The organism is Leptolyngbya sp. FACHB-321, assembly GCF_014695975.1.
GTDB lineage: Bacteria > Cyanobacteriota > Cyanobacteriia > Leptolyngbyales > Leptolyngbyaceae > Stenomitos.
Window position 1 is genome coordinate 52,999 of sequence record NZ_JACJPI010000045.1, and the last position, 26,361, is coordinate 79,359.

26 protein-coding genes and 1 tRNA gene are annotated in these 26,361 nt (G+C 49.0%); 15 read left to right on the plus strand and 12 right to left on the minus strand.

Annotated features, from left to right (window positions below):
• Positions 1–32: 32 nt before the first annotated feature.
• The gene (gene sppA / locus H6F76_RS07780; RefSeq protein ID WP_190507240.1) at positions 33–872 is read right to left on the minus strand and encodes a signal peptide peptidase SppA; all 840 of its coding nucleotides are present in this window, start codon (positions 870–872) and stop codon (positions 33–35) included.
• Between the two features lie 520 nt (positions 873–1,392).
• Here sppA and H6F76_RS07785 point away from each other — a divergent pair.
• Together H6F76_RS07785 and H6F76_RS07790 are read left to right on the plus strand one after the other, a co-directional pair.
• Positions 1,393–2,508 (plus strand): DMT family transporter, encoded by a 1,116-nt coding sequence (locus H6F76_RS07785; RefSeq protein ID WP_190507241.1) that lies wholly within the window; start codon positions 1,393–1,395, stop codon positions 2,506–2,508.
• Positions 2,505–3,596: a glycosyltransferase family 4 protein gene (locus H6F76_RS07790; RefSeq protein ID WP_190507242.1), complete on the plus strand. Its 1,092-nt coding sequence runs from the start codon at positions 2,505–2,507 to the stop codon at positions 3,594–3,596. The genes H6F76_RS07785 and H6F76_RS07790 overlap by 4 nt, the downstream gene beginning before the upstream one ends.
• A 525-nt stretch (positions 3,597–4,121) precedes the next feature.
• Here the strand turns inward: H6F76_RS07790 and H6F76_RS07795 are convergent.
• Positions 4,122–4,724 carry a hypothetical protein gene (locus H6F76_RS07795; RefSeq protein WP_190446982.1) on the minus strand — a complete coding sequence of 201 codons (603 nt, stop codon included), beginning with the start codon at positions 4,722–4,724 and terminating at the stop codon, positions 4,122–4,124.
• Positions 4,725–5,138: 414 nt separating this feature from the next.
• Between H6F76_RS07795 and H6F76_RS07800 the strand changes: the two genes are divergently transcribed.
• On the plus strand, positions 5,139–5,807 hold the full coding sequence (locus H6F76_RS07800) for an FHA domain-containing protein (RefSeq protein ID WP_190507243.1): 669 nt from the start codon (positions 5,139–5,141) through the stop codon (positions 5,805–5,807).
• A 219-nt stretch (positions 5,808–6,026) separates the two neighbouring features.
• Here H6F76_RS07800 and ahcY read toward each other — a convergent pair whose 3' ends face one another.
• Positions 6,027–7,313, minus strand: coding sequence for an adenosylhomocysteinase (gene ahcY / locus H6F76_RS07805; RefSeq protein ID WP_190507245.1), 1,287 nt, complete (start codon positions 7,311–7,313; stop codon positions 6,027–6,029).
• A gap of 287 nt (positions 7,314–7,600) precedes the next feature.
• Between ahcY and H6F76_RS07810 the strand changes: the two genes are divergently transcribed.
• Positions 7,601–7,682, plus strand: a tRNA-Leu gene (locus H6F76_RS07810).
• Between the two features lie 21 nt (positions 7,683–7,703).
• Here the strand turns inward: H6F76_RS07810 and H6F76_RS07815 are convergent.
• Genes H6F76_RS07815 through H6F76_RS07825 form a run of 3 tightly spaced genes read right to left on the minus strand, consistent with a single transcriptional unit; the run spans position 7,704 to position 10,555 of the window.
• Positions 7,704–8,132, minus strand: a complete 429-nt coding sequence (locus H6F76_RS07815) for a response regulator (protein WP_190446979.1) — start codon at positions 8,130–8,132, stop codon at positions 7,704–7,706.
• Between the two features lie 30 nt (positions 8,133–8,162).
• Positions 8,163–8,618 carry a response regulator gene (locus H6F76_RS07820; RefSeq protein WP_190507247.1) on the minus strand — a complete coding sequence of 152 codons (456 nt, stop codon included), beginning with the start codon at positions 8,616–8,618 and terminating at the stop codon, positions 8,163–8,165.
• Positions 8,615–10,555, minus strand: a complete 1,941-nt coding sequence (locus tag H6F76_RS07825; protein WP_199321985.1) for a CHASE3 domain-containing protein — start codon at positions 10,553–10,555, stop codon at positions 8,615–8,617. Before H6F76_RS07825 ends, H6F76_RS07820 begins: the two co-directional genes overlap by 4 nt.
• 237 nt (positions 10,556–10,792) lie before the next feature.
• On the opposite strand from H6F76_RS07825, the gene H6F76_RS07830 reads away from it, so the two are divergent.
• The 7 genes from H6F76_RS07830 (at position 10,793) to pdxH (ending at position 17,295) form a co-directional block, all read left to right on the plus strand.
• Positions 10,793–11,218 (plus strand): zinc-ribbon domain containing protein, encoded by a 426-nt coding sequence (locus H6F76_RS07830; protein WP_190507249.1) that lies wholly within the window; start codon positions 10,793–10,795, stop codon positions 11,216–11,218.
• Between the two features lie 688 nt (positions 11,219–11,906).
• Positions 11,907–12,737 (plus strand): hypothetical protein, encoded by an 831-nt coding sequence (locus tag H6F76_RS07835; RefSeq protein WP_190507250.1) that lies wholly within the window; start codon positions 11,907–11,909, stop codon positions 12,735–12,737.
• 83 nt (positions 12,738–12,820) lie between these two features.
• Entirely contained in the window at positions 12,821–13,762 is a 942-nt protein-coding gene (locus tag H6F76_RS07840) for a DUF1350 family protein (RefSeq protein ID WP_190507251.1), read from the plus strand.
• Positions 13,763–14,133: 371 nt separating this feature from the next.
• Positions 14,134–14,637: a hypothetical protein gene (locus tag H6F76_RS07845; protein WP_190507252.1), complete on the plus strand. Its 504-nt coding sequence runs from the start codon at positions 14,134–14,136 to the stop codon at positions 14,635–14,637.
• A gap of 334 nt (positions 14,638–14,971) precedes the next feature.
• Positions 14,972–15,346: a DUF1823 family protein gene (locus tag H6F76_RS07850; protein ID WP_190507253.1), complete on the plus strand. Its 375-nt coding sequence runs from the start codon at positions 14,972–14,974 to the stop codon at positions 15,344–15,346.
• Positions 15,347–15,358: 12 nt separating this feature from the next.
• Positions 15,359–16,567 (plus strand): 8-amino-7-oxononanoate synthase, encoded by a 1,209-nt coding sequence (gene bioF / locus H6F76_RS07855; protein WP_190507254.1) that lies wholly within the window; start codon positions 15,359–15,361, stop codon positions 16,565–16,567.
• A gap of 86 nt (positions 16,568–16,653) precedes the next feature.
• Positions 16,654–17,295, plus strand: a complete 642-nt coding sequence (gene pdxH / locus H6F76_RS07860) for a pyridoxamine 5'-phosphate oxidase (protein ID WP_190507255.1) — start codon at positions 16,654–16,656, stop codon at positions 17,293–17,295.
• Positions 17,296–17,348: 53 nt separating this feature from the next.
• On the opposite strand, the gene H6F76_RS07865 is transcribed toward pdxH, so the two are convergent.
• Entirely contained in the window at positions 17,349–18,656 is a 1,308-nt protein-coding gene (locus tag H6F76_RS07865) for a FecR family protein (protein WP_199321986.1), read from the minus strand.
• Between the two features lie 357 nt (positions 18,657–19,013).
• Complete coding sequence (locus H6F76_RS07870; protein ID WP_190507257.1) at positions 19,014–19,592, minus strand: DUF2854 domain-containing protein; 579 nt, start codon at positions 19,590–19,592, stop codon at positions 19,014–19,016.
• 289 nt (positions 19,593–19,881) lie between these two features.
• On the opposite strand from H6F76_RS07870, the gene H6F76_RS07875 reads away from it, so the two are divergent.
• Positions 19,882–20,136, plus strand: a complete 255-nt coding sequence (locus H6F76_RS07875) for a hypothetical protein (protein WP_190446969.1) — start codon at positions 19,882–19,884, stop codon at positions 20,134–20,136.
• A 270-nt stretch (positions 20,137–20,406) separates the two neighbouring features.
• On the plus strand, positions 20,407–20,592 hold the full coding sequence (locus H6F76_RS07880) for a hypothetical protein (RefSeq protein ID WP_199321987.1): 186 nt from the start codon (positions 20,407–20,409) through the stop codon (positions 20,590–20,592).
• 83 nt (positions 20,593–20,675) lie between these two features.
• Here the strand turns inward: H6F76_RS07880 and H6F76_RS07885 are convergent, their stop codons facing one another.
• The 3 genes from H6F76_RS07885 to H6F76_RS07895 form a co-directional block, all read right to left on the minus strand.
• Entirely contained in the window at positions 20,676–21,074 is a 399-nt protein-coding gene (locus tag H6F76_RS07885; RefSeq protein WP_190446968.1) for a response regulator transcription factor, read from the minus strand.
• A 252-nt stretch (positions 21,075–21,326) separates the two neighbouring features.
• Positions 21,327–21,467 (minus strand): hypothetical protein, encoded by a 141-nt coding sequence (locus H6F76_RS07890; protein ID WP_190507259.1) that lies wholly within the window; start codon positions 21,465–21,467, stop codon positions 21,327–21,329.
• A gap of 71 nt (positions 21,468–21,538) precedes the next feature.
• Positions 21,539–22,540 (minus strand): sigma-70 family RNA polymerase sigma factor, encoded by a 1,002-nt coding sequence (locus H6F76_RS07895; RefSeq protein WP_190446967.1) that lies wholly within the window; start codon positions 22,538–22,540, stop codon positions 21,539–21,541.
• Between the two features lie 495 nt (positions 22,541–23,035).
• Between H6F76_RS07895 and H6F76_RS07900 the strand changes: the two genes are divergently transcribed.
• Together H6F76_RS07900 and H6F76_RS07905 are read left to right on the plus strand one after the other, a co-directional pair.
• Complete coding sequence (locus tag H6F76_RS07900) at positions 23,036–23,404, plus strand: DUF2809 domain-containing protein (protein WP_347240085.1); 369 nt, start codon at positions 23,036–23,038, stop codon at positions 23,402–23,404.
• Positions 23,405–23,601: 197 nt separating this feature from the next.
• Positions 23,602–24,711: an S-(hydroxymethyl)glutathione dehydrogenase/class III alcohol dehydrogenase gene (locus H6F76_RS07905; RefSeq protein WP_190507261.1), complete on the plus strand. Its 1,110-nt coding sequence runs from the start codon at positions 23,602–23,604 to the stop codon at positions 24,709–24,711.
• Between the two features lie 147 nt (positions 24,712–24,858).
• Here the strand turns inward: H6F76_RS07905 and H6F76_RS07910 are convergent, their stop codons facing one another.
• The gene (locus H6F76_RS07910) at positions 24,859–25,788 is read right to left on the minus strand and encodes a hypothetical protein (RefSeq protein ID WP_190507263.1); all 930 of its coding nucleotides are present in this window, start codon (positions 25,786–25,788) and stop codon (positions 24,859–24,861) included.
• Positions 25,789–26,361: the final 573 nt, after the last annotated feature.

Below are 26,361 nucleotides of genomic sequence, written 5' to 3' on the forward strand. Positions count from 1 at the left end.
TGCACATAAGAAAGCATTTGCTTAAAGTGCACTCAGGGTCGATACAACCAAAGCGGTAAACCACTCGTTGCCAATTCAAACTCTAACCATTCCATGCCAACTGATAATCCTGGTATTGCGGCAAGCTGACCAACGTTACTAGCATCCCGCGAAAACAAGCGATTGAGCAGAGGTTTACGCTCTTCTAGCGTGAAACAACGAGTCTTCTCAGGATCTAGCCCTACAAGTTCTGCTGCCCAACAACGGGCATCCTCTTCAGTGCCCAGTCGATCGACCAATCCAAGTGCCAACGCTTGCTGTCCTGTGAACACACGCCCATCCGCGAAGCTTCGTACTGTTTCTGCAGCTAATTTGCGCCCATCCGCTACTGTTTGGACAAACTGCTGGTAGCTGACATCAATCAGCTCTTGCAAAATTGTTTTTTCAGATTCAGTGATTTCGCGATCAAACGCGAGAATGTCCTTATAGGGACCCGACTTCACAACTTTGAAGGAGACACCAACCTTTTCTAGCAGTCGTTCCAGGTTATTGCCCCGCAAAATCACCCCAATACTGCCTGTGATCGTGCCAGGGTTTGCCACAATATATTCAGCACCCATACCGATGTAAACGCCGCCGGATGCTGAGATGTTGCCAAAGCTCGCCACAATTTTGGTTTTGCGTTGCAGTTTCTTCAGTGCTTCGTAAATTTCCTGCGAATCGCCGACAGTACCGCCAGGGCTGTCAATTCGCAGCAGTAGGGCAGGAAACCGTCGCTCTTCAACGGTCTTGAGTGCTTCTAAAACGCGCTTTCGGGTTGCACCCGCGATCGCGCCATTAATTTCAATGCGAGCAATTTGTTTTTGAAAGCGGGGCTTAAAGGGCCAGATCATAATGAGTTCGTGCAGATTAGTTTCGATGTCGTTGAGCGGTCAGCCTTTGCTTTGGAGCTATAGCCTACATCTGGGAGCATAGCCAGAGCTTAAAAGCTGAAAACTAACATTGGAGGCAGTTTGCGCTGCTAAGAGAGTGACTATAGCTTGATATTATGTAGCTGCGATCGCCATCGCCAGATGCAGAACAGCGGCATCGACACATAACACTTAACTAGCGCTTAACCTTTAGTGTGCCTTATTCTCAGACTTTAAACTAATGAATGGGTAATCAACCACTGGGCAAAGAAGCTGCCAACTCTTACTCTGGTCGGTATAGCTTTAGCCTTAGAGAGCTAGTGAAACAACGTTGCCACAGTAAGCATTAAATCACGCTCTAATTTACTTAACATAACTACAAGTTTAGCTACAATTACTGAAAAGCTGTGCGATCGCTGTATGACATGAGCGATCGCGCGTCTAAAAGGATACGTTCTGAGCGATTCGCTCCTGCAATACTTACGGTACGCCTTGCTGACCTATGGACTCAACGTCAACCCGATCGCCTCAAAAATCCTCGTTTGGAGCGTCCTTCATAACACCACTCTTATTGATCGCGCCCTTTTTCTTTTGGGGTACGGCAATGGTGGCGATGAAGGGCGTCATTCCCAATACAACGCCACTCTTCATGGCGGGGGTGCGTTTGGTGCCAGCGGGTGCCATGGTGTTAGGCACCGGTATGCTCATGGGCAGACCGCAACCTAAAGGCTGGGCGGCATGGCTTTGGATTGCCCTCTTCGCGTTAATTGACGGCACTTTGTTTCAAGGCTTTTTAGCAGAAGGGCTGGTCAGAACGGGCGCGGGCTTAGGCTCAGTAATGATTGATTCACAGCCGCTGGCAGTAGCGCTCCTAGCGTTATGGCTCTTTGGTGAACGGATTGGGCTTTGGGGTTGGTTAGGGTTGTTGTTAGGTGTCGTTGGCATTAGTTTACTGGGCTTACCAGAAGCTTGGCTGCTGGGTCTTTGGCAGCAGCGATCGCTACCTGATGGGTTACAGCTTGGTGAGAATTTGATTCACGACCTGTTCCAAAATGGTCAATGGCTGATGCTGTTAGCAGCGTTGTCAATGGCTCTGGGCACAGTGCTGATGCGCTACGTCAGTCGCCATGCTGACCCTATTACAGCAACAGGCTGGCATATGATTTTGGGCGGTTTGCCTTTGTTTGCGCTGTCGTCCCAGATTGAAGTTGAGCAGTGGGTACACCTAGATCTGTCAAGCTGGGTGGCAATGGGTTACTCCACCGTGTTTGGTAGCGCGATCGCTTATGGGCTCTTCTTTTACTTTGCCTCTAGCGGCAGCCTTACTAGCCTCAGTTCGCTGACGTTTTTGACACCCATCTTTGCGCTGCTGTTTGGTAACCTTTTTTTGTCAGAAATGCTGACTTCGCTGCAATGGTTTGGAGTGAGTCTCACGCTCGTTAGCATTTACCTCATCAATCAGCGGGACGTTTTGGCAGCAAAATTCCGTCGTTCGACCCTTCCTGCTGCTGCTACGTTTGACCAAGCAGACGCGGCTTCTTTGGAGCTGACAACAGGCAACTTGGCAAAAATAGCTGTGCAGACGACAGAGACGGTGCAAGTGACCAAACCAGAATGATACCCCCGTTGGATCGCCCGTTGCGTGTACTGTTCCTCTCTACATCGGTCGGGGCACTTGGCTCGGGACTGGGTGGTGGTGTCGAGCTGACGTTGCATAATATGGCTCAGGCATTGAGCGAGCGACAGCACACAATCGTCATTGTGGCTCCGACTGGCTCAGTCTGTGCGCCTTTTTCGGTGGTTGGAATTGCGGGTGCATTGCAAACGACTGCCCAAAGCGAAGGTCGGGATGCCGTGATCGTAATGCCTGCAAACGCTGTGCTAGCAAGAATGTGGGACTATGCACGGCAGGTACAAGATCAGTACGATTTGGTGGTAAATTTTGCCTACGATTGGCTGCCCTTTTATCTGACACCATTTTTTGATTGCCCAATCGCCCACTTAGTTAGTATGGGTTCGCTGACCGACGCAATGGATGGCATCATCGAGCAGACGATCGTGCAGTTTCCCAGTAGCATTGGTGTTCACAGTCGGGCACAGGCAGACACCTTCTCGTTTGGCGATCGATGCCACGTGCTGGGCAACGGGTTTGACCTGTCGCTCTACGAATTTTGCTCTGCACCAGAACAGAGCCTTGCTTGGGTGGGTCGCCTTGCACCAGAAAAAGGGTTGGAGGATGCCGTTGCAGCCGCTCAAGTGACGCAAACGCCGCTCAGAATCTGGGGCGCAATGCAAGACCCTACCTACTGGCAGCAGATTCAGCAGCAATACCCAACGGCACCCATTACCTATGAGGGCTTTTTGCCAACCGCTGCACTTCAAAAAGCACTACGCAAGTGTCGGGCACTGATCATGACACCGCGCTGGGTAGAAGCGTTTGGCAACGTGGCGATCGAAGCGCTTGCCTGTGGTGTACCCGTTATTGCTTACCGTCGTGGTGGTCCTACAGAAATTGTTCAGGATGGCAAGACAGGATGGCTGGTAGAACCCGACAGCGTTGCAGGTTTAGTTGAAGCTATCGCTCAAATCGACTTAATTGATCGCCGTCTCTGCCGACAGCAAGCAGAGGCTGAGTATTCCCTCACTGCAATGGGCGATCGACTAGAGCAATGGTTTGCTGCCCTGCTGACCCAAGCTAGAACGTGATGGCAGCTCTTGATGTACTTGATGGCACCGTTACTTAAAGCCAGGTACTACCAGCTAAAGGCTCCAGTTAAGCACTTAGGCAGTTTACTGGGTAGATCGATGTGATCAAAATCACTCACACGAATGATCTCGATCGCGTTAACTACCTAGCTCTGAAGACATACTCTAAAGGACTCAACTTTAGCCGAGTCATCAACAGGGAACACACGACTGACCGACGGTCTCTTTCGAGGGCTGTCGGTTTTTTTGTACGGTACTTTATTGTGTGACGAAGATCACGCCAATCACTGATCTCGATCGCCTCTGCTGCAAGGTTAGAAGAAGATACTTTAAGAGACTCAACTTTAGCCGAGTCATCAACAGGGAACACACGACTGACCGACAGGTTTCTTACGAAGGCTGTCGGTTTTTATTTAACTTCATCTTTCCCTCGATTGCATGGATAGCAAGCATGACTGTAGTGAGTAGTTTACAGACTCCAAGCTTTAACGCAAGAGGGTTCTGACCCTCAATCCGCCATAGTGCCTATCGCATTGCACCCATCGTTTCCTTCCACGATAACTCTTTGCAGAGAATATTCAGCGCTCGCTGCTCCTCTCCCTTAAAGAGGTGGCTGTCGATCAGCTCAAGCAATACCTGTCGCGTGAGTTGAGCCGCAAATGTGCCGCCGCAACGTAGTAAATGGCTGTAATAGCAAAACTGAGATTGCCCCTCTCGATTGCGATGAAAGCGATGAATCTCATCCTCCGTCATCGTTTCGACAGGCGTGTTGATTGGCACAACTACTCTAGGGATGCCGTGTAAACCGTAGGAAATCCCGTTTTCTGCTTCGAGTGTACCGATCAGCACCGTCCATAACAACGTCCGGGTTTCACTGATTAAATCGGGTGCAAACACTGGATCAGGTTCGCTTGACAGCCGGGGACCCATGTTCAAAAACATTGGGTTGAATAACTGAGTGTTGTAGACAAGTCCGACAGCCCAATGGCGATCGCTGTCATTAAGCCGCACAAAACAACCAAAGCCATAGTCATCTGGTGTCGGTGAATTGGCTCGACTCCGTTCATCGTCCAATTCCACAATGTAGTCGCAGTGCGAGTTTGATTTAACAACTTTGCCTAGACGCATAGTGAGCGGTTCTTTAGCAACAACTTAGAGCCTTTTACTAAGCATACGCATGAATCGCTGATAAGAACAGTTGTACGGGGAGTTGCAGAAAGTTTAGAGGGGAAGCTATTGGTGGTGGGTAAGGATAAAGGGGTGAAGAGTGAAGAGGTGAAGGAGTGAACGGGGATGGTTGATTTAATTGAAAGGTGCAAGTCTATAGCAGACAAAGCTTCTAGTTTGGTGGCACGAAATCCATAATTGTGGGAGTGCTGTTTTGTTAATGCGAACGCAATCAAGCTAGAGCGATCGAGGCTGGGTTCACTCGTGACAGTTCAACTTCTGTCCACTGTAAAGCAAGATTTCGTTAGGGTAATCTGGTCTCTAGGGAACACTAGCGAAACTTAACCGTCGTCACTCACCGTTTAGAAAGCACGCATGAACCCGAAACTTAGCTCATTTGAACCCCAAAAGCAGCAAGCTGACTCGCACTCTATAGCAGCTCAGGTTTCTCCTTCAGTGACTCAGGCGGAATATGCTGATGTGTTTGCCGAGGGTGATGAGGCTTCGTTTGCTAAAGCTGCCACTCTGATGATGGATTTGCCAGTCAGCCAGCCAGAGGCAGTTCCAACTGAGACACTTTCTGAACCGCAGAAATACATCCAGGGTGTGGTGCAGGGAAAGCAGGCGTTTATTATTACCAATTTGCCTGATGAATCTCAAACGTTGGCTCAACCACAGATGGTTTGGACGATCGGGCGTAACCGCGAAGCTGCAATTCCGCTGAGAGATCGTGCAATGTCTCGTCGTCATGCAGTAATTTTATATATTCAGGATGTGGGCTTTCAGTTGATTGACCTGAATAGCATGAACGGCTCTTTTGTAAATGGTGAGCGGCTTCAGCAGCGTCATATATTGAAGGATGGCGATCGCATTCGCGTTGGCAGTATTAACTTCACCTTCTACGTTAGCCATCGATCGCGTGCCCTTACTGCAATTCATCCCGAAGTACTCGCTCGCTTTAATACGGCTGAACCCCACGCAGGCTCGTTTGTTGACTATGCTGAACTTGAGGATCCTGAAGTGTTGTTTAAGACGCGGCAATAGCGATTGAGCAATCAGCGGTCAGCAGTCAGAACTGAATTTACACTGCGCTAACACCTCTAAACTTAAACTTTAAGCTCAGAGATCCACTGTCTTTGCGCCTCTGTCTCCCTGGCGTCCACTGCCGCCTTAAAAAAATCCTGCCTCAGAAGGCTGAAGCAGGATACTAATGTTTGCCTTTGTCAGGCTATAAGACTTCTTCCGCGTTCGCTTTTGTTGCGATCAGGTACCCGATGTCCAGGAGTTGGCGTATTCCACTTGCTCTGGGGTGAGGGAGTCGATCGCCACGCCCATGGCTTGTAGCTTTAAGCGAGCGATTTCCTTATCTGCTTCTACCGGAATTGAGTGAATGCCTGGTTCCAGTTTGCCTTTGTTGGTTACGAGATACTCGCAAGCCAGCGCCTGATTGGCAAAGCTCATATCCATTACAGCGCTGGGGTGCCCTTCGGCAGCAGCCAAATTGATCAGGCGACCTTCACCCAACACAACAACTGATTTGCCGCTCTTGAGGCGATATTCTTGCGTAAAGTTGCGCACGTCTTTGACATCCGTTGCCTGAGCGCCTAATGCCTTGAGGTCAATTTCAATGTCGAAGTGCCCAGAGTTGCAGACGATCGCGCCATCTTTCATGGACTCAAAGTGCTCACCCCGAATGACGTGCTTGTTGCCCGTCACGGTGATGAAGATGTCGCCATATTTTGCAGCTTCTGCCATCGGCACCACGCGGAAGCCATCCATGACTGCTTCGATCGCCCGTACTGGGTCAATCTCAGTCACAATGACGTTGCCACCCATGCCGCGTGCACGTAGGGCTGTGCCCTTACCGCACCAGCCGTAACCTGCGACGACGATCGTCTTTCCTGCTAGAAGAATATTCGTCGCCCGGATGATGCCATCCAGGGTAGATTGTCCGGTGCCGTAGCGGTTATCGAAGAAATGCTTGGTGTCGGCATCGTTAACATTGACAGCTGGAAAGGTCAGCACGCCAGCGTTAAACATGGCACGGAGACGCACAATCCCAGTAGTCGTTTCTTCGGTTGTGCCGATCAATTCAGACAACTGCTGCTGACGTTCTTGCACCATTGTTGCCACGACATCACAACCATCATCCACGATGATATTGGGTCGGTGATCCAGGGCAATTTGCACGTGGCGCAGGTAAGTCTCGCTATCTTCGCCACGTTGGGCAAACACAGGAATACCGTAGTCTGCTACCAAACTTGCTGCGACATCATCTTGAGTTGAGAGCGGGTTGCTAGCAATTAAGACGGCATCAGCACCACCGCTTTTGAGGGCGATCGCTAGGTGTGCTGTTTCAGTAGTGATGTGGCAGCAAGCGACCAGCCGAATACCCGCCAAAGGCTTTTCCTTTTCAAACCGTTCTTGAATTTGCCGCAGCACTGGCATTTCGCGTCCTGCCCATTCAATCCGCTGCCGTCCTAAAGGGGCAAGGGACAAATCTTTAACTTCATGATTTTGCTCTGTTGGGCGAACGGGGGTAGCGGTCATAAATGAATTTCCTTGAGATTGAATACGGCTGAACTGAGTCGTTTCGTCACGTTTTTTCTGAAGCGATCGCACAGTACAGCAACTTGCGGCGGCGATCGAAAGACGTTGCAGAAATTTTTAGAGAAGTACCACTCTAACCTTAAGCGATGATCCGAATTTCATCAATTCGTGAGCAATGATGCCTGAGCAAGCGCGATCGACTCCTTATGACTCGCTTCATTCTAAGAACTCACAAATAAGTGAGCGATCGTGTGACAAGGCTTTGGTATGATAGTCTGGCTAGATAAGCGGATGTGGCGGAATTGGTAGACGCGCTAGATTTAGGTTCTAGTTTCGTAAGAAGTGAAGGTTCAAGTCCTTTCATCCGCATAGCTCAAAAACATAGAGGGTTTATCTCTGATATAAGCCAATTGCTTGCAAGATTTCCGCTAACGAATCAGCTTCGGCGGGTTTAAGCAGGTAAAAATTAATGCCTAGCTCATAGGCGCGGGGTAGGTCGCGGTTGCCGTAAGCGGTTAAGGTAATAATCGGCAAGTCTTTGAACTGGGATTGCTCGCGTATCCATTTGAGCAGGTCTAAACCTGACATACCTGGCAACCGCAGGTCAAGCACAATCAAGGCGGGTAAAGGAAATTGAGAGCGATCGCTATAAGGTGCCTTTCCCTCAAGGTAGGCAACCGCCGCTTGCCCTGTTTCAACCACTTGAAGCGAAAATTCTGGACCCAATTGGTGGAAGGCTCTTTCTAGGGGGAAACGATCGGATGCCTCATCTTCTATGACCAAAACTGTCTGCTGCTGTCGTGCTTGTAGTTGCGTCATCTTGATTTTTCTCTGGAAATTCAAACTGTCTTAGCTAAACCTGGCTTTTGGTAAACGGTTAAAAAGAAGCCAATAAAGACCAATAGTCCGCGCCATTTCTAGTAATTCAGTCGGACTCGGCGGCTTGGCTAAGTAAGAATTGGCTCCTGCGGCGTAGGCTTGATCAATATCACTTTGTTGCTCAGACGAGGTCAAAACCACTACAGGCAGGAGTTTTGTATCAGACTCATTCCTCAGCCAGTTAAGGACATCGAAGCCAGAGCGTCGGGGGAGTTTAAGGTCAAGTAGGACAAGCACTGGTAATGGATAGCAATCCCGATTGTGATAGTCTGCTTGCCCGCTTAAGTAATAAATGGCTTTTTCACCATCATCTACCACCTGCATCGGGCTGGTGATGTCCGCTTTGCGGAAGGCTCGCTGAATTCTAAAGACATCTGCTGGATCGTCTTCTACAAGCAAAATTGTAGAACTGTGCAGGCTATTCACGGCTTCACTCCTTGTAACTCCACCCAGAAGCGGCTTCCTTTACCAAACGTAGATTCTACGCCCGATCGCCCACTTAGACGTTCTACCCCTTTACGGACAATGGCTAGACCAATGCCAGTACCAGGGTAAGCATCTCTAGCATGTAACCGCTCGAAAACTCCAAAGATCTGCTGTTGATACTGTGGTTCAATGCCAATGCCGTTGTCTTCGACCCAAAGACGCACCTGATGCTGCTTTGCTTCAGCCCAGATGTAAATTTGTGGCTTACTTGCCATGGTTGTAAATTTAGCGGCGTTAGACAGCAAGTTAACAACGACTTGCACGAGGGTAGAGTGATGTCCCATCACTTTAGGTAAGGGTTCAGCTACGGTGATTTCAGCTTGTCGTTCTTTTAAGGCTGATTCTAGTTGCGTTTGAGCTTCTGCTAGCACGTGTGTTAAAGAAACGGGTACAAGCTCAATCTCTTCCCGACTCAGGTGACTATACGCCAGCAAGTCTTGGACGAGGTTATTCATGCGGTGAATGCTTGCAATGACCTGATGAATGTAATCTTGCGCGACTTCATCTAATTGCGCTCCATAATCTTCAATCAGCGCTGACGCATAGCCTTCAACGCCTCTCAGCGGTGCTCTCAGATCATGAGCCACTGTGTAAGAGAACGCTTCTAACTCGTCATTGGCTGCCTGCAAACGCATAGTACGTTCTGCCACTCGCTGCTCCAGTTCAGCCGCATATTGTTGCAGTTGCGATCGCAGCCTCGACTGTTGAATTGCGATCGCTAACTGAGCCGCCACTTCACGAAAAACTTCCTGCTTCTGAGCATCGAAAGCATCCACTGGGCTAGCAAACCAATGAAGATCACCGATCGAGTTCCCTTCTACGCGCAGAGGCACCGTCAGGAGACTGTGATAGCCCTTGGCTAATAATGCTTCTAGAGCCGATGAACGATGAGGCAGGGTAGAGATGTCTTGGACGTAGCAGAGAGAGTCACTGCATTCAAGCGAGTTTAGTGCCTCTTGCTCGGTCATGAGTACGATCATGCCAGCTAATTCTTGGTCAACATCCTCCGCTAAAACCTGGGTTTCGTTGAGGTCAGAACTAGGCTTGAGCAGAATTACTGCCCCTTCTTTGTAAGCAGAAATGCCTTTCAGCTTGGATAGCGTTTCATGGGCTAACAACTCAACCGATTGCGCGGCTAAAATTGCCTGGTCAATCTCATGCAGAATTTTGAGGCGCTCAGCCGATCGTTGTACCGATTGAGTTTGTTCATGAGCTACCTTTAAGGCGTCTTCGTAAAGACGAGAAACTGAGTAAATTTGACGCCAGATAAAATAGGCAAGTATGGCTCCGAGTACACCAGCCAGCACAAGACTACTGCCAACTACCGTTTGGGTCGTACGTTGCACCATTGCAGAGCGGGTCGTTCGCAGTTGCTCCTCTGTTTGAATAAACTGGCTCATCTCTTGCCGGATCGCGACCATGACCTGATTGCGCTTCTTTAAGACTGCGCTTGGTAAGGCTACGTTATTTTGTTTGCCAGCGATCAACGAAGGAATATAGCTGCTCCACTGCTGATATTGTGTTTCAACCTGAATTAAACGTTGACCCTGGGACGGGTTGTCTGAAACCAGATCGACTAGGTTCTTGAATGAAGGTTCTACCAGTACCTCTGCTTGTTTATACGGCTCAAGCAGTTCGGCTTCCCCCGTGAGTAAATAGCCTCGCAGCCCAGACTCCACCTCCGAAAATAGTCTTTCCACGCGGTTTGCTTGAGCAATGACCTGATCGGTATGCTCAACCCACCGCATCACGAATAGAAGACGACTGATCTGCCAAATAGATACGCCTGCCAAGAACAGCATGAGCGAGACTGGCAGCGCGATCGTGCGGATGAGGCGACGTCTAAATGATAGTTGGGGCGTCAGAGTACTCGACATACTGTCATCTTACTGATTCAGCTCAATCGAACCCTACTGAAAAAGACAGTAATCTACTCAATGCATTGAGATTGCTGGATCGCTAGGGCGCTTTAGCATTCGATCGTAAGTATGCGTTTGTAACGCTATCCTCAGCAGTAGGAAACACTCGTAAGCTAGATGATTCATTGAGGAGACAGTTGCTCACTTCGCTTAGAATTGGTGCTACTAAACGTCGAGTGTGATGGAAGACCGTTTATGAAAAGCGGTAAGCAGCGTCGTCAAGAAATTAAAGCCAGGCGAAAGAAAGCAGCAGCCCAAACAATTGCTCAACAAGTGGCTGAACAAGCAAAATTGGAAGTAGCACTGGGTGGAGTCTTGGTTGATGGAGCTGCCCTTGCTCCAGATAACAGCTATGGTGCACCAGACTTTGTTCAACGTGGCTATTACCTCGATCGCCCATTCGTGTGCCAAGACTGTGGCGTGAGGGCGATTTGGACAGCAAGCCAACAAAAATGGTGGTACGAAGTCGCTAAAGGCGGCGTATGGACAACAGCCATTCGGTGCCGACCCTGCCGGGTACGAGAACGAGAGCGTCGTCAGACAGCACGTCGGCTTCATCTGGAAGGACTTGCTCGTAAAAAAGGTATAACGCCTAATCCTAAGCCAGACTGTCAGGAGTGAAAGATCTAACCCTCAAGCTATCAGCCTGCTTTGGCTAACCAACTCTTCAAGAGCATCCCGGAATTTTATCTCTGTGCAGTGTAGAACTGGTTAAGCAACTGAGTGTAATTACTGAAGCTGCTTTTAGAGAAAGAATTTAGTTCGATCGTGCAACAGCTAGAACTAGCATTTGCAGCAGTTTGATCACCAGACTTTGCTCCCCATTCACCAATCAAAAAGCATATCAGTCTGATTAAATGGGCTTGGAAAAGTAAGCAAGTTGAATTAAATGTAAAAGACTTTTAGCTGGCTGATACTTCTCAATAGAATCCAGAGTAACTGCAGATTAATCCATTGAAAAATCAAGGAAAAGCTTGCTTCTCCTCTTGCCATAAAAGATGAAATCAAGCAATAGTTGAATTGGAAATATCTGAAAAAGATTAAGACAGTTACTATGACGAAGAATTAGGGCTTTAACAGCCTTAATTAAGATGAACGATTATGTCAAACAGAGCGAAAACGTTTCTCTACTTGACTTTCAGCTTTGTGTGGGAAGCCAATGAAAAGCGGTGTTAAAGTATCTTCTAAGTTTATTTTTGCTCATAGAAATCACCCCAGCGGGTAGCAGACTTTCAAATTATTTCAGCCAGAATTGATTTGTAAAGGCATTGAGCCTGGAGTTAACCCCCACACCTGGAGATTGCAAAGTATGGAACTTTCAACGTTTGAACTGTTAGTAAAACCAATCGCGCCACGTTTTCCTGCTGCCGTTCCTGGTAGTGGTGCTATTACGGCTGTCGCTCGACGTGCTGTGCAAGGTTACTTCCTCACTATCAGTAATTTAGAAACCAAAGATCTCACGTTTCGATTGGAATTTGTCATCAGCAAACCTAATCCGGCTGACCCCGATCGCACGTTGTTCAATAATGCTGATTTGCTGGTTGATATTGCTGGAGCTAACACATCGATCGCCCTTTCTGGTGGCGTGACGGCTACTAGCTTTAGCGGTTTCTTCCGCTTACCAGCAGGACAAACTGCCTCGGTGCAGCTCTTGCCCAAGTTGTCTTTGGGTCTGTTATCTGACCCAAACCCCGATTTGGAAATTCGTGGTTATGTCAAACTGACCCTACCTGCTCTGTTCAAGAATATTAGGGAAGGCTTTGTGTCTCAGAGTGCTACGCCTGCCAAAGTGCTGCTCAACCCAGAGATTCGTGGCACATTCTTGCCTAACAACTATCCCGCTACCCTGACTGGGGACTTTGACCAGATCAACTATGCGTTGGCGATCGCGTCTGGCAAAGCACTTAATGAAGTTGCACCAGAGCCAAGTCGCCCGATCCTCATCGGTCCCATTCTGACGGATGTGCTGGCAGAAATGACGACCGAGGTACCCCCTCAATTGATTGAAGGCACACCGCTAGAGCAAGCACAGTCATTGGTTGGCTTGATGGCTCAATTAGATTTCAGCCCTGAAAACCTCCAGAGTTTCAGCGATCTGCTGTCCAAGCTAGAAATTCCTATTCAAGTCAGCCGGAAGTAGCTTCAAACCGATCGCGCTACGGTCAACGGGGTCATAGACATTGCCTTTCAATCTCTGTGACCCCATTCTCTAGAAGAAAACTTATGCAGCCCTCTTTTCGCTTTCAACCACTTTTGTTTAGCTGGGTTGCCTTACATCCCAAGCCCAAAGGTGTCATTCAGTTTGTCGGCGGCGCTTTTTTTGGCTCTTTTCCCACGCTGTTTTATCGCTATTTCCTGAGCCAATTATTTGAGGCAGGTTACACGATCGTTGCCTTGCCGTTCCGGTTTACCTTTCGGCACTGGTCAGTAGCGCTATCACTGCTGGACGAACAGCAGCGTCTTCAACCAGAAATTATTGCTCTGGCAGCGCGATCGGGCTATGAGACTGACATATATCAGCATCCCGAAAACTACACCTGGATTGGACACAGCCTCGGGTGTAAATATATTGCCTTGCTGGAACTGTTAAGTGACGATCAGTGGCAAGCAAACCTGCAAGTCTGCACCCCGTCTCGGCAAACGCAGGTACAAAGACAGCAAATCAGCGATCGCCTTGGTAGCCGGAGTGCCATTCGCGATCAGCGATCGCTGCTACTGGCTCCTGATATCAGCGACACTGAAAGCGCCATTCCAATCAAGCCTTTGGCAAAGCTATTGGATCGTCTGGGCTTAGGAGTATTGCCCGATCGTCAGCAGACCTTATGCCTGATCGATCGCAGCCGCCTCTTTAACCTGACTAGTCTCATTTCGTTTGATCATGACACTATCGCGGGCAGTATTAACGGTCAAGACGAGGCAACCAGTGATGTGCTGTGGTTGGTCAAACACTTAGAACGTCAGCACTTGATACAGGCTGAACTGGCTGGAAAACATCTAGAGCCGATCGGGGTGCGAATTGGTCAATGGATTGTGGATTTCAATCCTCTAGACAAGTTCATTAAACCCCTATGGCTACGGGATCTTGAGCCGGTAACGTTGGATATTCTTAAGACGTTGGAGGAACGTAGTAGGGCGTTGAGTGGAAGGGTGAAGGTGAAGGCGTGAAGGCGTGGAAGGGGCAGTTAAATGCTGGGCTGGAAACTGTCCCAAAACTTTGCTGCTCTACTACGGGCAGCTTGTTTAGGGGTGATCGATCGCGCTTAAATGACACATAGCACCTCAAGCTTCAAGATTATCTATTTAGTCTGATGCTACGTGACTGAGCTGCCAGCGCTTAGTTAGAGATAGGCAAGTTTCCAGGGCAGCAATAACGTCAATCGGCCTAATGACGACCCGTACAAGGGGGAGGCACTTGGTGTTCAGTTTGACGCCTCGAAACTTTCCAGCACTTTCTTTGTCCGGCGAGCCATCGGTAAAGCAAATGGAAAACTGTCTAATTGAGATAAAATTTGTATGAGAAAGATATTAGGAAATATATGACATCCCGTCCTAAACTTGCTAAATCGCGATATGTAATTATTGTGTCAGTTGCAGCTACGTTTATCTTCTTTGCTAGTTATATGCTGTGGGGGAAAGTTTCAGGTTCGCTTCTGCAAATTTTTACAGATTTATCGCGAAACAATGGAATTGGTGCAAGTTCTGGAATGTTGGATTTTCAAGTGGTTACAGCTATTACAGGTTGGAACGGCAGGCTTTCTTTTTGGAAACTGGAGTTACCAAACTGGCTAGTTCCTCTATCAGCGATAGGAGCTGCAACAGTATGCTGGCTAAAAGAATTGGACCTATGGGATGTTCCTGTAATCATTCCTATTGGGCTAGCAGCATATGGTTTTTTGCATTCTGGTTTTTTCTTACATACACTTCTGACCGCTAATGGTAATGAAGGGATTATTGGGGTAGGCAGTTTGTTAACATTTTTCTCCTGTATTGTGATGCTTGTTGTTTTAATAAAACAATTTGGTCGTCAAAAGATTCTTTAAAGTTTTAAGTAATTATTATGTACCAGAGAGCAATGGTTGTTCTTGTCTAATTAAGTGGAACACTGCATAACCCAGCGCAGCCTTGGCAGCGATTTACTCCTTAAGCCTAAATGGGAGGATGCTAAGTTGTAGCAAGGCGTAAGTTGATAGCACTTTGACAGTCTTGCTAAATAAGGATGGTTTTGCCTATCGTGATGAAGTTTATGCATCTCAGGTTTAGCCGATAGATTGCAGCAAACAATTATGTCAAAATCATGGCGTTACCAGTGGAGCTTTCGAAGGTCTGGGCGATCGCCTTCGCTTCCAAATTGATCGCTGACTACCAACTATACAAATGTCTAACCTTCCACCCCTAACTACCGAAACCCTTTGGGCGATCCTTCACGATACGCTGGATGACGCGACGGTGAATCAATTGGTGTGGCATTATTTGGGCTATCGTCGGGATGATGCAGGCGATCGCTGGGACGCTACTGCTGTTGCGCCTGATTGGAAAGAAACGTATCCTGAACCGCCAGACTTTATTGAGAACCGTCCGCCAACGGTGAAGCTAACGCGATCGATTCCTGCTGAAAACAAGCAACTGCTGAAGGACAAGCTGGGGTTTCAGGGCTACAAGGTGAATGAGTTGGTGCCACGAAAGACGAGACGGGCGACGATCGCCAACTGGCTTCTCAGCTATATGCACCAAACGGGTATTGATGCTTAACCTTACGTGGTCATGACTGCCAATCCGTATGCCTGGCTTGAGTCTGCTCTCACGACGATTCATCGAGCGGACTGGTATCGCTCTGTACATGCGATCGAGGGACGTTCTGGATCGGTTGTGCAGATGGCAGGGCAACCTGTACTTAACTTTGGCAGTAATGACTATCTGGGCTTGGCAGGGGACGATCGTCTGATACAAGCCGCGCTCGCTGCCACACAAGCGTACGGCACAGGCAGCACTGGTTCTCGTCTAGTGAGTGGGCATCGAGCACTGCATGAGCAGTTGGAACAGGCGATCGCCGAGCTCAAGCAAACCGAAGCCGCCCTGGTTTTTAGCTCTGGCTACCTGACGAATCTGGGAACCGTGAGCGCACTAGTAGGCAAACGTGATCTGATCCTGTCAGACCAGTACAATCATTCCAGCCTCAAGCAGGGTGCTGTTCTCAGCGGTGCCACTGTGCTGAACTATGCCCACTGTGATGTTGTTCAACTACAGCAGTTGTTGGAGCAGCACCGCGATCGTCACCGTCGTTGTCTATTGCTAACTGACAGCGTGTTTAGTATGGATGGTGACCTGTGCCCGTTACCAGAGCTTTTGGCATTAGCAGAAACGTTTGATGCCATGCTGTTGGTGGATGAAGCCCACGCTACAGGTGTATTAGGCGCAACGGGCGCGGGCTGTGTCGAGCATTTTGGATGTACGGGTCGGGCGATCGTGCAGGTCGGCACCCTTAGCAAAGCGCTGGGTAGTTTGGGCGGTTATGTCGCTGGTTCAGCCACGTTGATCGACTACTTGCGGAACCGTGCGGCTGGCTTCATTTACACTACAGGGCTGTCTCCAGCCGATACCGCCGCCGCACTGGCAGCCGTAACGATTGTCCAGCAAGACCCCGATCGCCGTGCCCAGCTCTGGCAAAACGTAACGCAGCTCAAGCAGGCGCTCCAGCCATTGAGTCAACAACTTACAGCCACGACTGATACAGCAATCACACTTCTACCGTCTGAATCACCCATTTTATGTTTGCAAGTTGGCAGTCCAGCGATCGTGCTGCACCTCGGAACCTTGCTGCGGCAAGCAGGCATCTTTGCACCTGCTATCCGCCCACCGACTGTGCCGACCAGCCGTCTGCGTCTCACGCTCATGGCTACCCATGAGTGTAAGCATTTACAGCAGTTCACGACGGCTCTAAGCCAGGCAATGCAGGTACGATGGGACGGATAGCCAACCCTACTTATCGCTGACTGCTCTGATCTTGCTAGAATCGCCAGTGCCGTCCTCAACGCTTTGTTGCATCGCTGTTCAAGCCAATGACTCAATCTATTGCTGACCTTCGTCAAAATTACACATTGCAAGCGCTGAACGAGGCAGATGTTGACCCTGATCCCATCCAGCAATTTCAACGCTGGATGGATCAGGCGATCGCCGCCGAGTTACCAGAGCCAAACGCCATGACCCTTGCGACCGCTACTCGTGATGGCATTCCTTCTGCTCGTATTGTGCTACTCAAAGGCTTAGATGCGCGTGGCTTTGCCTTTTACACCAACTACGAAAGCCGCAAAGGGCGGGAACTGGCGGACAATCCACAGGCAGCGCTAGTTTTCTTATGGACAGTGCTGGAGCGCCAGGTACGGATTGAGGGACAGGTAGAAAAGGTGGCAGCAGCAGAAACAGATGCCTATTTTCAAAGCCGACCTTTAGCCAGCCGATTGGGTGCCTGGGCTTCTGAGCAGAGCCGTGTGATTCGCAATCGCGAGGTGCTGGAACAACGGTTTGCTGAGTTGAAGGCAACTTATGCCGATGAAACAGTTCCCCGTCCGCCGCATTGGGGTGGCTATCGAGTCATTCCTCATCAAATTGAGTTTTGGCAGGGACGCACTAGCCGTTTGCACGATCGTCTCCGCTACCGTTTAGAGGAAGGCAATTGGCACCTGGAACGACTGGCACCTTGAGTGCTTTTCAATATATTTTTGCTAAAGAAACCTTCTGCTCAGGGTGCTTAAGCCTACCGTGCTTGTCCTGGTGTATTGCCTGACTGCCCTGGCGTCGTACCTGCCTGGCCTGGAGGTAAACCACCACCTTGTCCTGGTGTATTGCCTGACTGCCCTGGCGTTGTACCTGCCTGGCCTGGAGGTAAACCGCGTCCTGGTGTGTCGCCTGCTTGTCCTGGTGTGTTACCGACCTGCCCTGGTGGTGGACTGCCGCCTTGCCCCGGTGTATTGCCGACCTGCCCTGGTGGGTCGCCGCCTTGCCCCGGTGTATTGCCGACCTGCTCCGGTGGTAGGCCGCCTTGTCCTGGTATGTTGCCGGTTGGCACTGTGCCAGTACCAACTGACCCTGGAATTGGAGCTGCCCCTGCTGCTGAGTTAGGTGGTGTTGGAATCGCTACTGTTGGGGGAAAGGCAGTTGGTAAGGCAAGTGTTGGGGATACGAATAAGTAATTGTTTGGCAAGGCGCTCGGGCTGGCAGGTGCAGTTAGCTGATCCAGGGGTCTGATAGACGTTGTTTGGTTTCCCTGGGAGGCGTTGACGTTGGGAGTTAGCGGTTGCCCATCTGCTGCTGTTGCTCCGTTAAAAATTCCAAGACTGGCTTGTGTTTTTACAGCCTCAGAGGTTTCTGTACGGACTGCCGCGATCGCCTGATCAACTGGTGTGCCAGTACCATTGCTAGGTGCAGAGCGCTGCAAATCCAGCCCTTTTACCAAGTCGCTACTGTCATAGAACGTCTTGAGGTCAAAGCGATAAACCTGCTCAATTCGATCCTTAACGACAACTGCAATCTGCCCTGCTTCTAGCGGTTGCGTTTGAGTGCGATCGCGGTTGGTAATTTCAATGCCACTGTCGGTGAGTGCCCCAATCAGGGTTACGTCTGTATCGGGAAGGTAGCGCACAAACAGCGCCGACCCACGAATGCCAGCGGCGGCATTGGGTGTCTGAATACGAGTTTGCCCACGACCCGGCGGCACTAAGAGTAGCAACGTCCCGTTCGAGAGGTTAAAGGTGCGAGTCTTTGGCAGAAAACGAAACAGCGCTTGCCCACCGATCCTTGCTAAAGAGCCATCATTGAAGCGAAGTTCTGCAAGTGCAGCACGAGCGGTCGAAAGCGCATCACCAGGAACCAGCGTATCGCGAACCTTTGCCGATCGCCGTGCTTGATTTTTTAACAGTAGCTCTACCTTATTGCGCAATGAAGCAATGACTGCGCGATTAAGCGGCACTTCGGCGTGTGCCACGGATGGCAGCAACACTGCTGCACCCCAAATGCTAAGGGCTATGCATGGCGCAAAATGGCTAAACATAGATCTTTTAACCATGAGTTCCAACCCGCTAAGAAGGCATTAACTTTGAGTTGACTGATGAAGCTGACTGTAGTGCTAGCAACCCTATAGGCTTTCGATCGTAGTCTAGTGATGGGTTATATAGGTCATATCTTCAACAAGTCTTTTTCATAACCTCACATTCGGGCTAGCGCTCTAACGTCCTGCTTTTCTTACGGTAAAGGCAATTGCAGTATGGTGATGACTCAAGCAGCTTGCCATATCAACAGATTAGCTCCCTCAACAGGTAGCTTTAAGTCTTTGTACGGGGGGCTTTGGGGCTTCGTGCTCAGACAATAAGTTTTATGTTTAGCTGAGTACTGACGTCGAAGCCTGTCTATCTCTAAAATATTCTCAGTTTAATGACGCAACTGACTCTTTCTCGGCTGCTGTTGCAATGAGGGCTACGTCCACCTTCTGATCACCCGCCTGGCTAACGGTTGCTTTCACGCCGGGTCCAAAAAAGCCTGCAATTTTGTCCTGCTTTTCTTGCCAAACCTCAAGGGGAATTAAGGGCGACTCAAACTCCAACACCAGTGTATAAGCCCCCTCTGTTTCAACCTCTTGCACCCCTACTAAAACAGGGCATTCTTCATCGGTAGGGCTTAACCCAAGGTGAGTCAGGGAACTGTCGAGGTGTGCCCGTTGACCGTAGCGATAGCGGGTTACGTCTTTACGAATCTGATTTTGGGTTGCGGTTGCCTGTTGCTCTCGTAAGGTCAGCACGCTGGCAGGGGTCGGTTCTCTAAGCGGTACTGGGTGCAATTCAGACGCTTTTAGCGCTAGCCCTCCCAGTAGGAGCGGAATGCCATAGAAAAAGCCAACCAGGTTTAGCGTTGCGTTATCGACAACAAAATATGCCCAAAAACCAACGACGGTTAAAATGCCACCAATGCTTAGACCCAGCGTACCCAAAGAAGTTCGACGTAGCATAGAGTTAAAGATCTAGCAGGTGAGTCAATATTTATTCTAAGTTTATTATCCGTCTCTTAGGGCAAAACAACCGCGCGATCGTGCGAATGAGTGAGTCCCTGCTCTGCACGTCTCTTGCGATCGTGGGGCTGTCACAAAGATAGCGGCAGCGTTTTGCTAAAGCCGGGATAGTGGGTTAACGCGAATGCTAGACGGATGACGATGGCAGCCTTAGACTCGTGTCATAAGGGTACATAGACAGATGCGACCCGCGATCGTTGGCTTTAATTTCCTCACTTTGGGCGCTTCTATGTTTAAGAATGAAAAACGTGCCGCTGAAAAAGATTCGCTGCTAGAACAGATCAATGCCCTCAAGCGCGAAGATGAAAAGCTTTACAACATCCTTGCGGTGGATATCTGGGCACTTGCTAAGACAATGGATGAATTTCAGCCAGGCTTTTGGGCGGCGTTTATGAAAAATCGCGATCGAGCACTCAAGCGATTTATTGAGGAAGTGGTGAAAAGCAAGCCAGCGGATGTCAAACGTCCACCTTATCTACATTAGGAAAAGATACCTTTGGAAAAGGCAATCGGTCTCTTAAAAGACTTCTGAGAAAGAATGTACTGCTTGTAAGAGGCAGGTTTTACCAGAAGCTTTGCTCCTAGCCAACCACGTTGGTAGCAAACCTGCCCCTACAGGTATTTTGTTCGCTAGAAATCTCCTTGGAGGCAGCTTACTAACCGCTTACTGTCTTTACAGTCGATTGTGAATAGAGGCTTTACAATAGGGACGTATTAGCTGCCTCATAAGCCACCATCAAGAAAGGACGTGCCAATGATTAATTCTGAAACTCTCCGAGAACGCATTGATCTGATTCAAGGTAAGCGCGAAGCCTTAGTGCGCTTGCTGGAGCAACCAGATCTTGGCACCCTCAGAATTGACGTTAATCAGGCAATTGAAGAAATTGATGATTTGTTGGATGAATTTAAGCAAACGTTTCCCGAAGCGCGATTAGGTTAGCGTTGACTCCACTGCTAACTAATTGCATGAAAGCGTTTAGTTGGCAGGACGCGATCGCCCCACCTCATTCACTGCGGCGATCGCTACATCTTTGCAGCCCGTTGGCTAAGTTGTCTGACTGTTGCAATCAGTTCTTCTGTGGTAGTGTCTTTCTTCCGAAAGGCATCAATCTTCGCAGTCTGCAACATGACCTCAGTTTGAGGGTCATCCAGAGAGGAGTAGGCAAGAATCTGCACAGTTGGGTTGGCGCTTTTGATATGAGTAGAAGCACTCAAGCCATCCATTACGGGCATCTGGAGATCTAAAACAATGACATCAGGATGATGTTGTCTCACCAGGTCGATCGCTTCTTGCCCATTACTTGCTACCCCTACTAGCTCCATATCTTGCTGATTCTGAAATGCCAAACTCAAGCTGAGTCGGGTTAGTTCATGGTCATCAACAATCAGAACACGGATAGCGGAAAGGTCACAGGTCGTCATTCTAGCCCTGCTAAATTACTAAACATCAAGGGGATTTAGTTTAGAGTTTAATCTGCGATCGTCTTAATCGCCTCTGTCATCCGAGCGAACCCCGCTGATCAGCTGACGTTTGCATAAAAGAAGGGTTGGGATCAACAGCATATCAAGTTTCAGGTCAACGCTTTTTAATCAGGTGGTGCCTCAAAGCGGTCTCTAAGCGTAATTCTGACTCAATTTAAGCTCATACCAATTTAAATTGAGCAAATATCGCTTTTATAGTGGCGATCGACGGTTTGCTTCTATAAATGATTGGTTAACGGGCAAAATTAAATTGTTTGAAGAACCTGTAAACCCTGTTGAGGCAATGAGCGTAGCCATCTTTAACCCGACGGTTCTACCACTTGCAGCAGCCACACGTATCGTCCCTCCCGCATCTGGGTGGCTATCATAACTAGCGTGTGGCGATCGCCCAGTGATGAACCGCGTTAGCGAATCCAGTCTTTAAGCAACGCTTGACGACGTGGGTGCCGTAGCTTACGCATGGCTTTTGCTTGAATTTGACGTACCCGTTCTCTCGAAAGTTGATAGAGTTCACCGATTTCGGTGAGGGTGTAGTGCTGTCCATCTTCAAGCCCAAAGCGCAGTTTGATGATGTCACGTTCGCGATCGCTAAGATGATCCAGAACAGAATTGAGACGATCGCACAGCAATTTATGATCCAGGCAATCGTTCGGCGCAATATTATCTGCGTCTTCAATTAATTGCATGAGTTCTGTATCTTCTTCGCGCCCGACCCAGGCGTGCAGTGAGAGTGTGCCCTGGCTCACGTCCAACACTTGCTCTAGCTTGTCTTCATCAATTTCCAACGCTGCTGCTAGTTCAGCTTTGGTAGGCTTGCGTCCGAGTGCTTGTGAGAGTGTTTGACGGGCTTTGCGAACCTGGTTCAGCTTCTCGACCATGTGGACGGGCAGCCGCACGGTGCGCGACTGAGAGGCGATCGCACGGGTAATACCTTGACGAATCCACCAGTACGCATAGGTTGAAAACTTGTAGCCACGCTCGTAGTCAAATTTTTCGGCTGCTCGCATCAATCCCATTGCACCTTCCTGGATCAGATCCAAAAACGGTACGCCACGATTGAGGTATTTTTTGGCGATCGAAACAACGAGGCGTAAATTCGCTCGCACCAATTTCCGCTTTGCTTGTTCGCCTCGATCGCCGCCCTTCACAATTTCTCGTGCTAGCTCGATTTCCTGTGCTTGAGTCAGCAGAGGATAGCGTGCCATTTCACGTAAGAATAACCCGACTGAATCATCGGTCAGACCCAGACGTTCAGCTTTGGTTGGTTTATAGGGAACCTTGTCTGGAACTGGATCGTCGGGATCTAGCTCTTCAATTTCGGTTAGATCGATCGCAAAATCAAGTTCAGCAACTTCTGATTCAGCAGAATCAGTTTCAGGGAGATCAGAAGACAATTTAGCAGTCATACACGCTCAAATAAAACTCTCGGAAAGGATGTAAAATTGCCTCCAACTTTAACAAAGAATCTCGAAAATGCTCACTTTTTTTGAAAAAACTTTCTAAACTTTTGTGTTGAGATTGAAGCAATCAATAATGGACGATAGCAACTCCTTAAATTTTTGTCCATTTTATTTTTGACGTTGTACAATCTTTTGTTCCCTACTACCCAGTGAAACTAGCTTGCGATCAGTTTTTTTACGTACCTAACGTGTGGTTTAGTAGCTGGCTGATCAACAATGCAGTTGCGTTCAAGAGTGAGCAGAACCGTGTTGATCGGTTTTGCTCTGTGCAAGTTGTCTCCACAGCGTTAGCTGCTGGAGGCTGATTGCCGCTATTTCATTCGTTAGTTCGCCTCGGATTCCTCTCTGCCTTGAGGAAAAATTCTGCCACCATCAAAACGACTCAAAAATCTCATGCTGCTTTTGCACTTTAGACATTCCTGGTTTTTTAAAAAACGTCTTGTGCTGTTAGTTAGCATGAGCTTTATTGCGCCGATGGGTTACATCATTCGCTTCGCTCCAACACCAACATTCGTATGGTTGAATGATGCACTTGGCAGCATTGCTTACGAAGTTTTCTGGATTTTGCTTGTTGCTTTTCTCTTGCCGCGCATTTCTTTGCGAGCAATCGCCATTGGCGTTTGTCTCACCACTTGCGGCTTAGAGGGGCTTCAGCTCTGGCATCCACCATTTTTAGAGGCGGCTCGCGCCACTGTAGCAGGACGGCTCGTTTTAGGCAATACCTTTAGCTGGATTGATTTTCCTTCCTACATAATTGGCAGTTGGCTTGGCTGGCTCTGGGCGCGATCGATGCAATGGTTGCAAGTGTAGGGAGAGAGGGAAGAGTAAGGGAGTGGAAGAGTGGAAGAGTGGAAGAGTAAGGGGGTGGAAGGGTGAAGGGATGGTTGTAGGTGAGGCAAACTACTTTAGACTGTGGGTTGTAGGCTGGTGGGGTGTGGGTTTTTGAAGCCTAAACTCAAAGCTGCACTTGCAAAGCTGCAATTTAAATTGGACGCTGGAGCAGAGTTATGGATGTCAAAGCCGCTGTTGCGCTAGAAGCAGGCAAGCCACTAAGCATTGAAATGGTGCAGCTTGAAGGACCTAAAGCTGGCGAAGTGCTGGTCGAAATCAAAGCTACAGGCGTTTGCCATACTGATGCTTATACCTTGTCTGGTAAAGATCCTGAAGGGCTGTTTCCTGCCATCCTGGGGCATGAGGGTGCAGGCATTGTGGTCGAAGTGGGTGCAGGCGTGACATCACTGAAACCGGGAGATCATGTCATTCCTCTGTACACACCGGAATGTCGCAACTGTGAGTATTGTTTGAGCCAAAAGACTAATCTCTGTCAGGCAATTCGATCAACCCAAGGACGTGGTGTAATGCCTGATGGTAGCAGTCGGTTTTCGATCGATGGTCAGCCGCTCTATCACTATATGGGCACGTCCACTTTTGCAAACTACACGGTGTTGCCTGAAATTGCACTCGCTAAGATTCGGGAAGATGCCCCCTTTGAAAAAGTTTGCTACATCGGTTGCGGTGTTACGACAGGTATTGGCGCAGTCGTTAACACCGCCAAAGTAGAATACGGCTCTACTGTCGTTGTGTTTGGTTTGGGTGGCATTGGGCTAAACGTGATTCAAGGTGCCCGCATGGTTGGCGCAAAGACGATCGTCGGCGTAGACCTGAACCCTAAAAAGAAAGTGCTGGCAGAAAAGCTGGGCATGACTCACTTTGTGAATCCCAGTGAAGTTGAAGGTGATCTGGTGGCACATTTAGTCGAGTTGACCAAGGGTGGAGCCGACTACAGCTTTGAATGTATTGGCAATGTCAACGTGATGCGGCAAGCGCTGGAATGCTGTCATAAAGGCTGGGGCGTGAGCGTCATCATTGGCGTGGCAGGTGCAGGGCAAGAAATCAGCACGCGACCGTTTCAACTGGTGACAGGGCGAGTGTGGAAGGGTAGTGCTTTTGGTGGAGCTAGAGGACGCACAGACGTACCCAAAATTGTGGATTGGTATATGGAAGGCAAAATCAATATTGATGATCTGATTACCAATGTGATGCCGCTCGATCGCATCAACGAAGCCTTCGACCTGATGCATAGTGGTGAAGGCATTCGTACTGTGATCACGTTTTAGTCAGTAATGAAAAAGCGATCGGTGTTGGTTTACCCACATCGATCGCTTGCCGCTTCCTCTCTTTGGCACCGCTCAACTACCAGTACCAGACGTTATAGCGTGCAACTATTCAGTTGCTACTGTCTATAACTGGTTGCAATAGAGAGGCTAAATTCTGCTCTTGCGTCGTCTTGGCACAGGGGATACGTCTAGCGGCGATGGCTGCTTACGTGAGCGTGATGGTGTCACGCTAGTTTCATGCTCAAGTGTTGATTTCGCAGCGGCTTTAGGGCGACCTCTGGTAGGCTTGGGCGGTGCAAGCGTTGGCTCTACTGGGGTCTCCGCTGTTAGCGATGGCTCTGAGGTGCTGGAGTCGGTGGGTTCTGCTACAGTGTCTGCGGTGTCGGACGATCGCGTTTCAGTGGCGGTTGGTGTCGCGTCTACGCTGACCGACTTTTTCGCTGAACCTCTGCCTACTTTTGCTTTCCGTCTGGCAGCCGACAGATAATTTCTGAGCGTGGAAGCGCTGATCTTGGCACCGTTGCTGGTCAACAACGCGGCAAGATCATCCATCGTTTTGCCTTCTTTGAGCAGTACGGTGAGTTGTTCGTGCTGCTGCTCAATCACTTCTCGCGATGTTAGTTTTGCAGTCGATGGGTCAGAGAGGCTCTTCAACAGAGTATCCGTTGCTTTGCTGGGCGACGTTAGTGCGGGTGCTTTTGCTGAGGACTTTGTCTTCGTTTGCTGTGCTTTGGGTGCGGAAGTTTCAATTGGCGGAGCGCTCGTTTCATCACTTTGTGGCTCTACCACTGTGTCAACAGCACTGTCACTGCTTTCAACCGCGATCGTTGGAATCGTATTTGTTTCAATTGGAGGCAGCAGCAGACCTTGCGCAACGCCTTGCTTGCGCCAATCATCAAACGATGGCAACCCTGCAATGCGCAAATGGCGAATTTGCTCTCGCAAAACATCATCGGAATTACGCAGCGTTGCTTCGCAGACAAATTTGAGATATTGATACTCAATTTCTGCTAGAGCTACTTCCACATCAACAGTTTGAAAGGAAATTTTTCTGAAAGCTGTGAGATCTTGAGGCACGCGGTTCTCCTTATACGTTGAGAGGATGGTTGAAAAAATGCTTCTTGCCAGCGTCGTGTGAGGATGCAAAACGACACAATTCAAAAATGTTGCTACAGGGGCTAGTGCCCCTTTACTAATGGCTTTTAGCCGACTCAAGTAGATTCTCTAGTCACTAAATGAAGCCTCAGTCCGTCAAAACTGCACGATAGCGAAATAATTTTATGCGTCAATCTAAGACAACTTTTACACTTACTGCCGTTATACTGCCTCTGGCTCTAGGTTGAAGCAAAATTTTAGTCAGTTTTGCAATCGCAACAACAATTTGGTCAGTTCAACAATCAGCTTCATTAACTCACAAAACTTTTTGCTGGGCGCTTAAAACCGTAGCTACAAGGGCAAAAGCTGTGTTGGTGGATAGTCAAAACTCTAAATATATGACTGAGGCTGTGGAGGCACACTTTGTCTTGATAAACCCATGTTATCTTGACTAGCCCCAACAGTAGATGGATGAGGGTTCTAGACTTTTAGCCAGTCAACTCAATAATCAGCTTTAATTGGTCTGCTGATGACTCAAGACGATCGCTCAAGCCT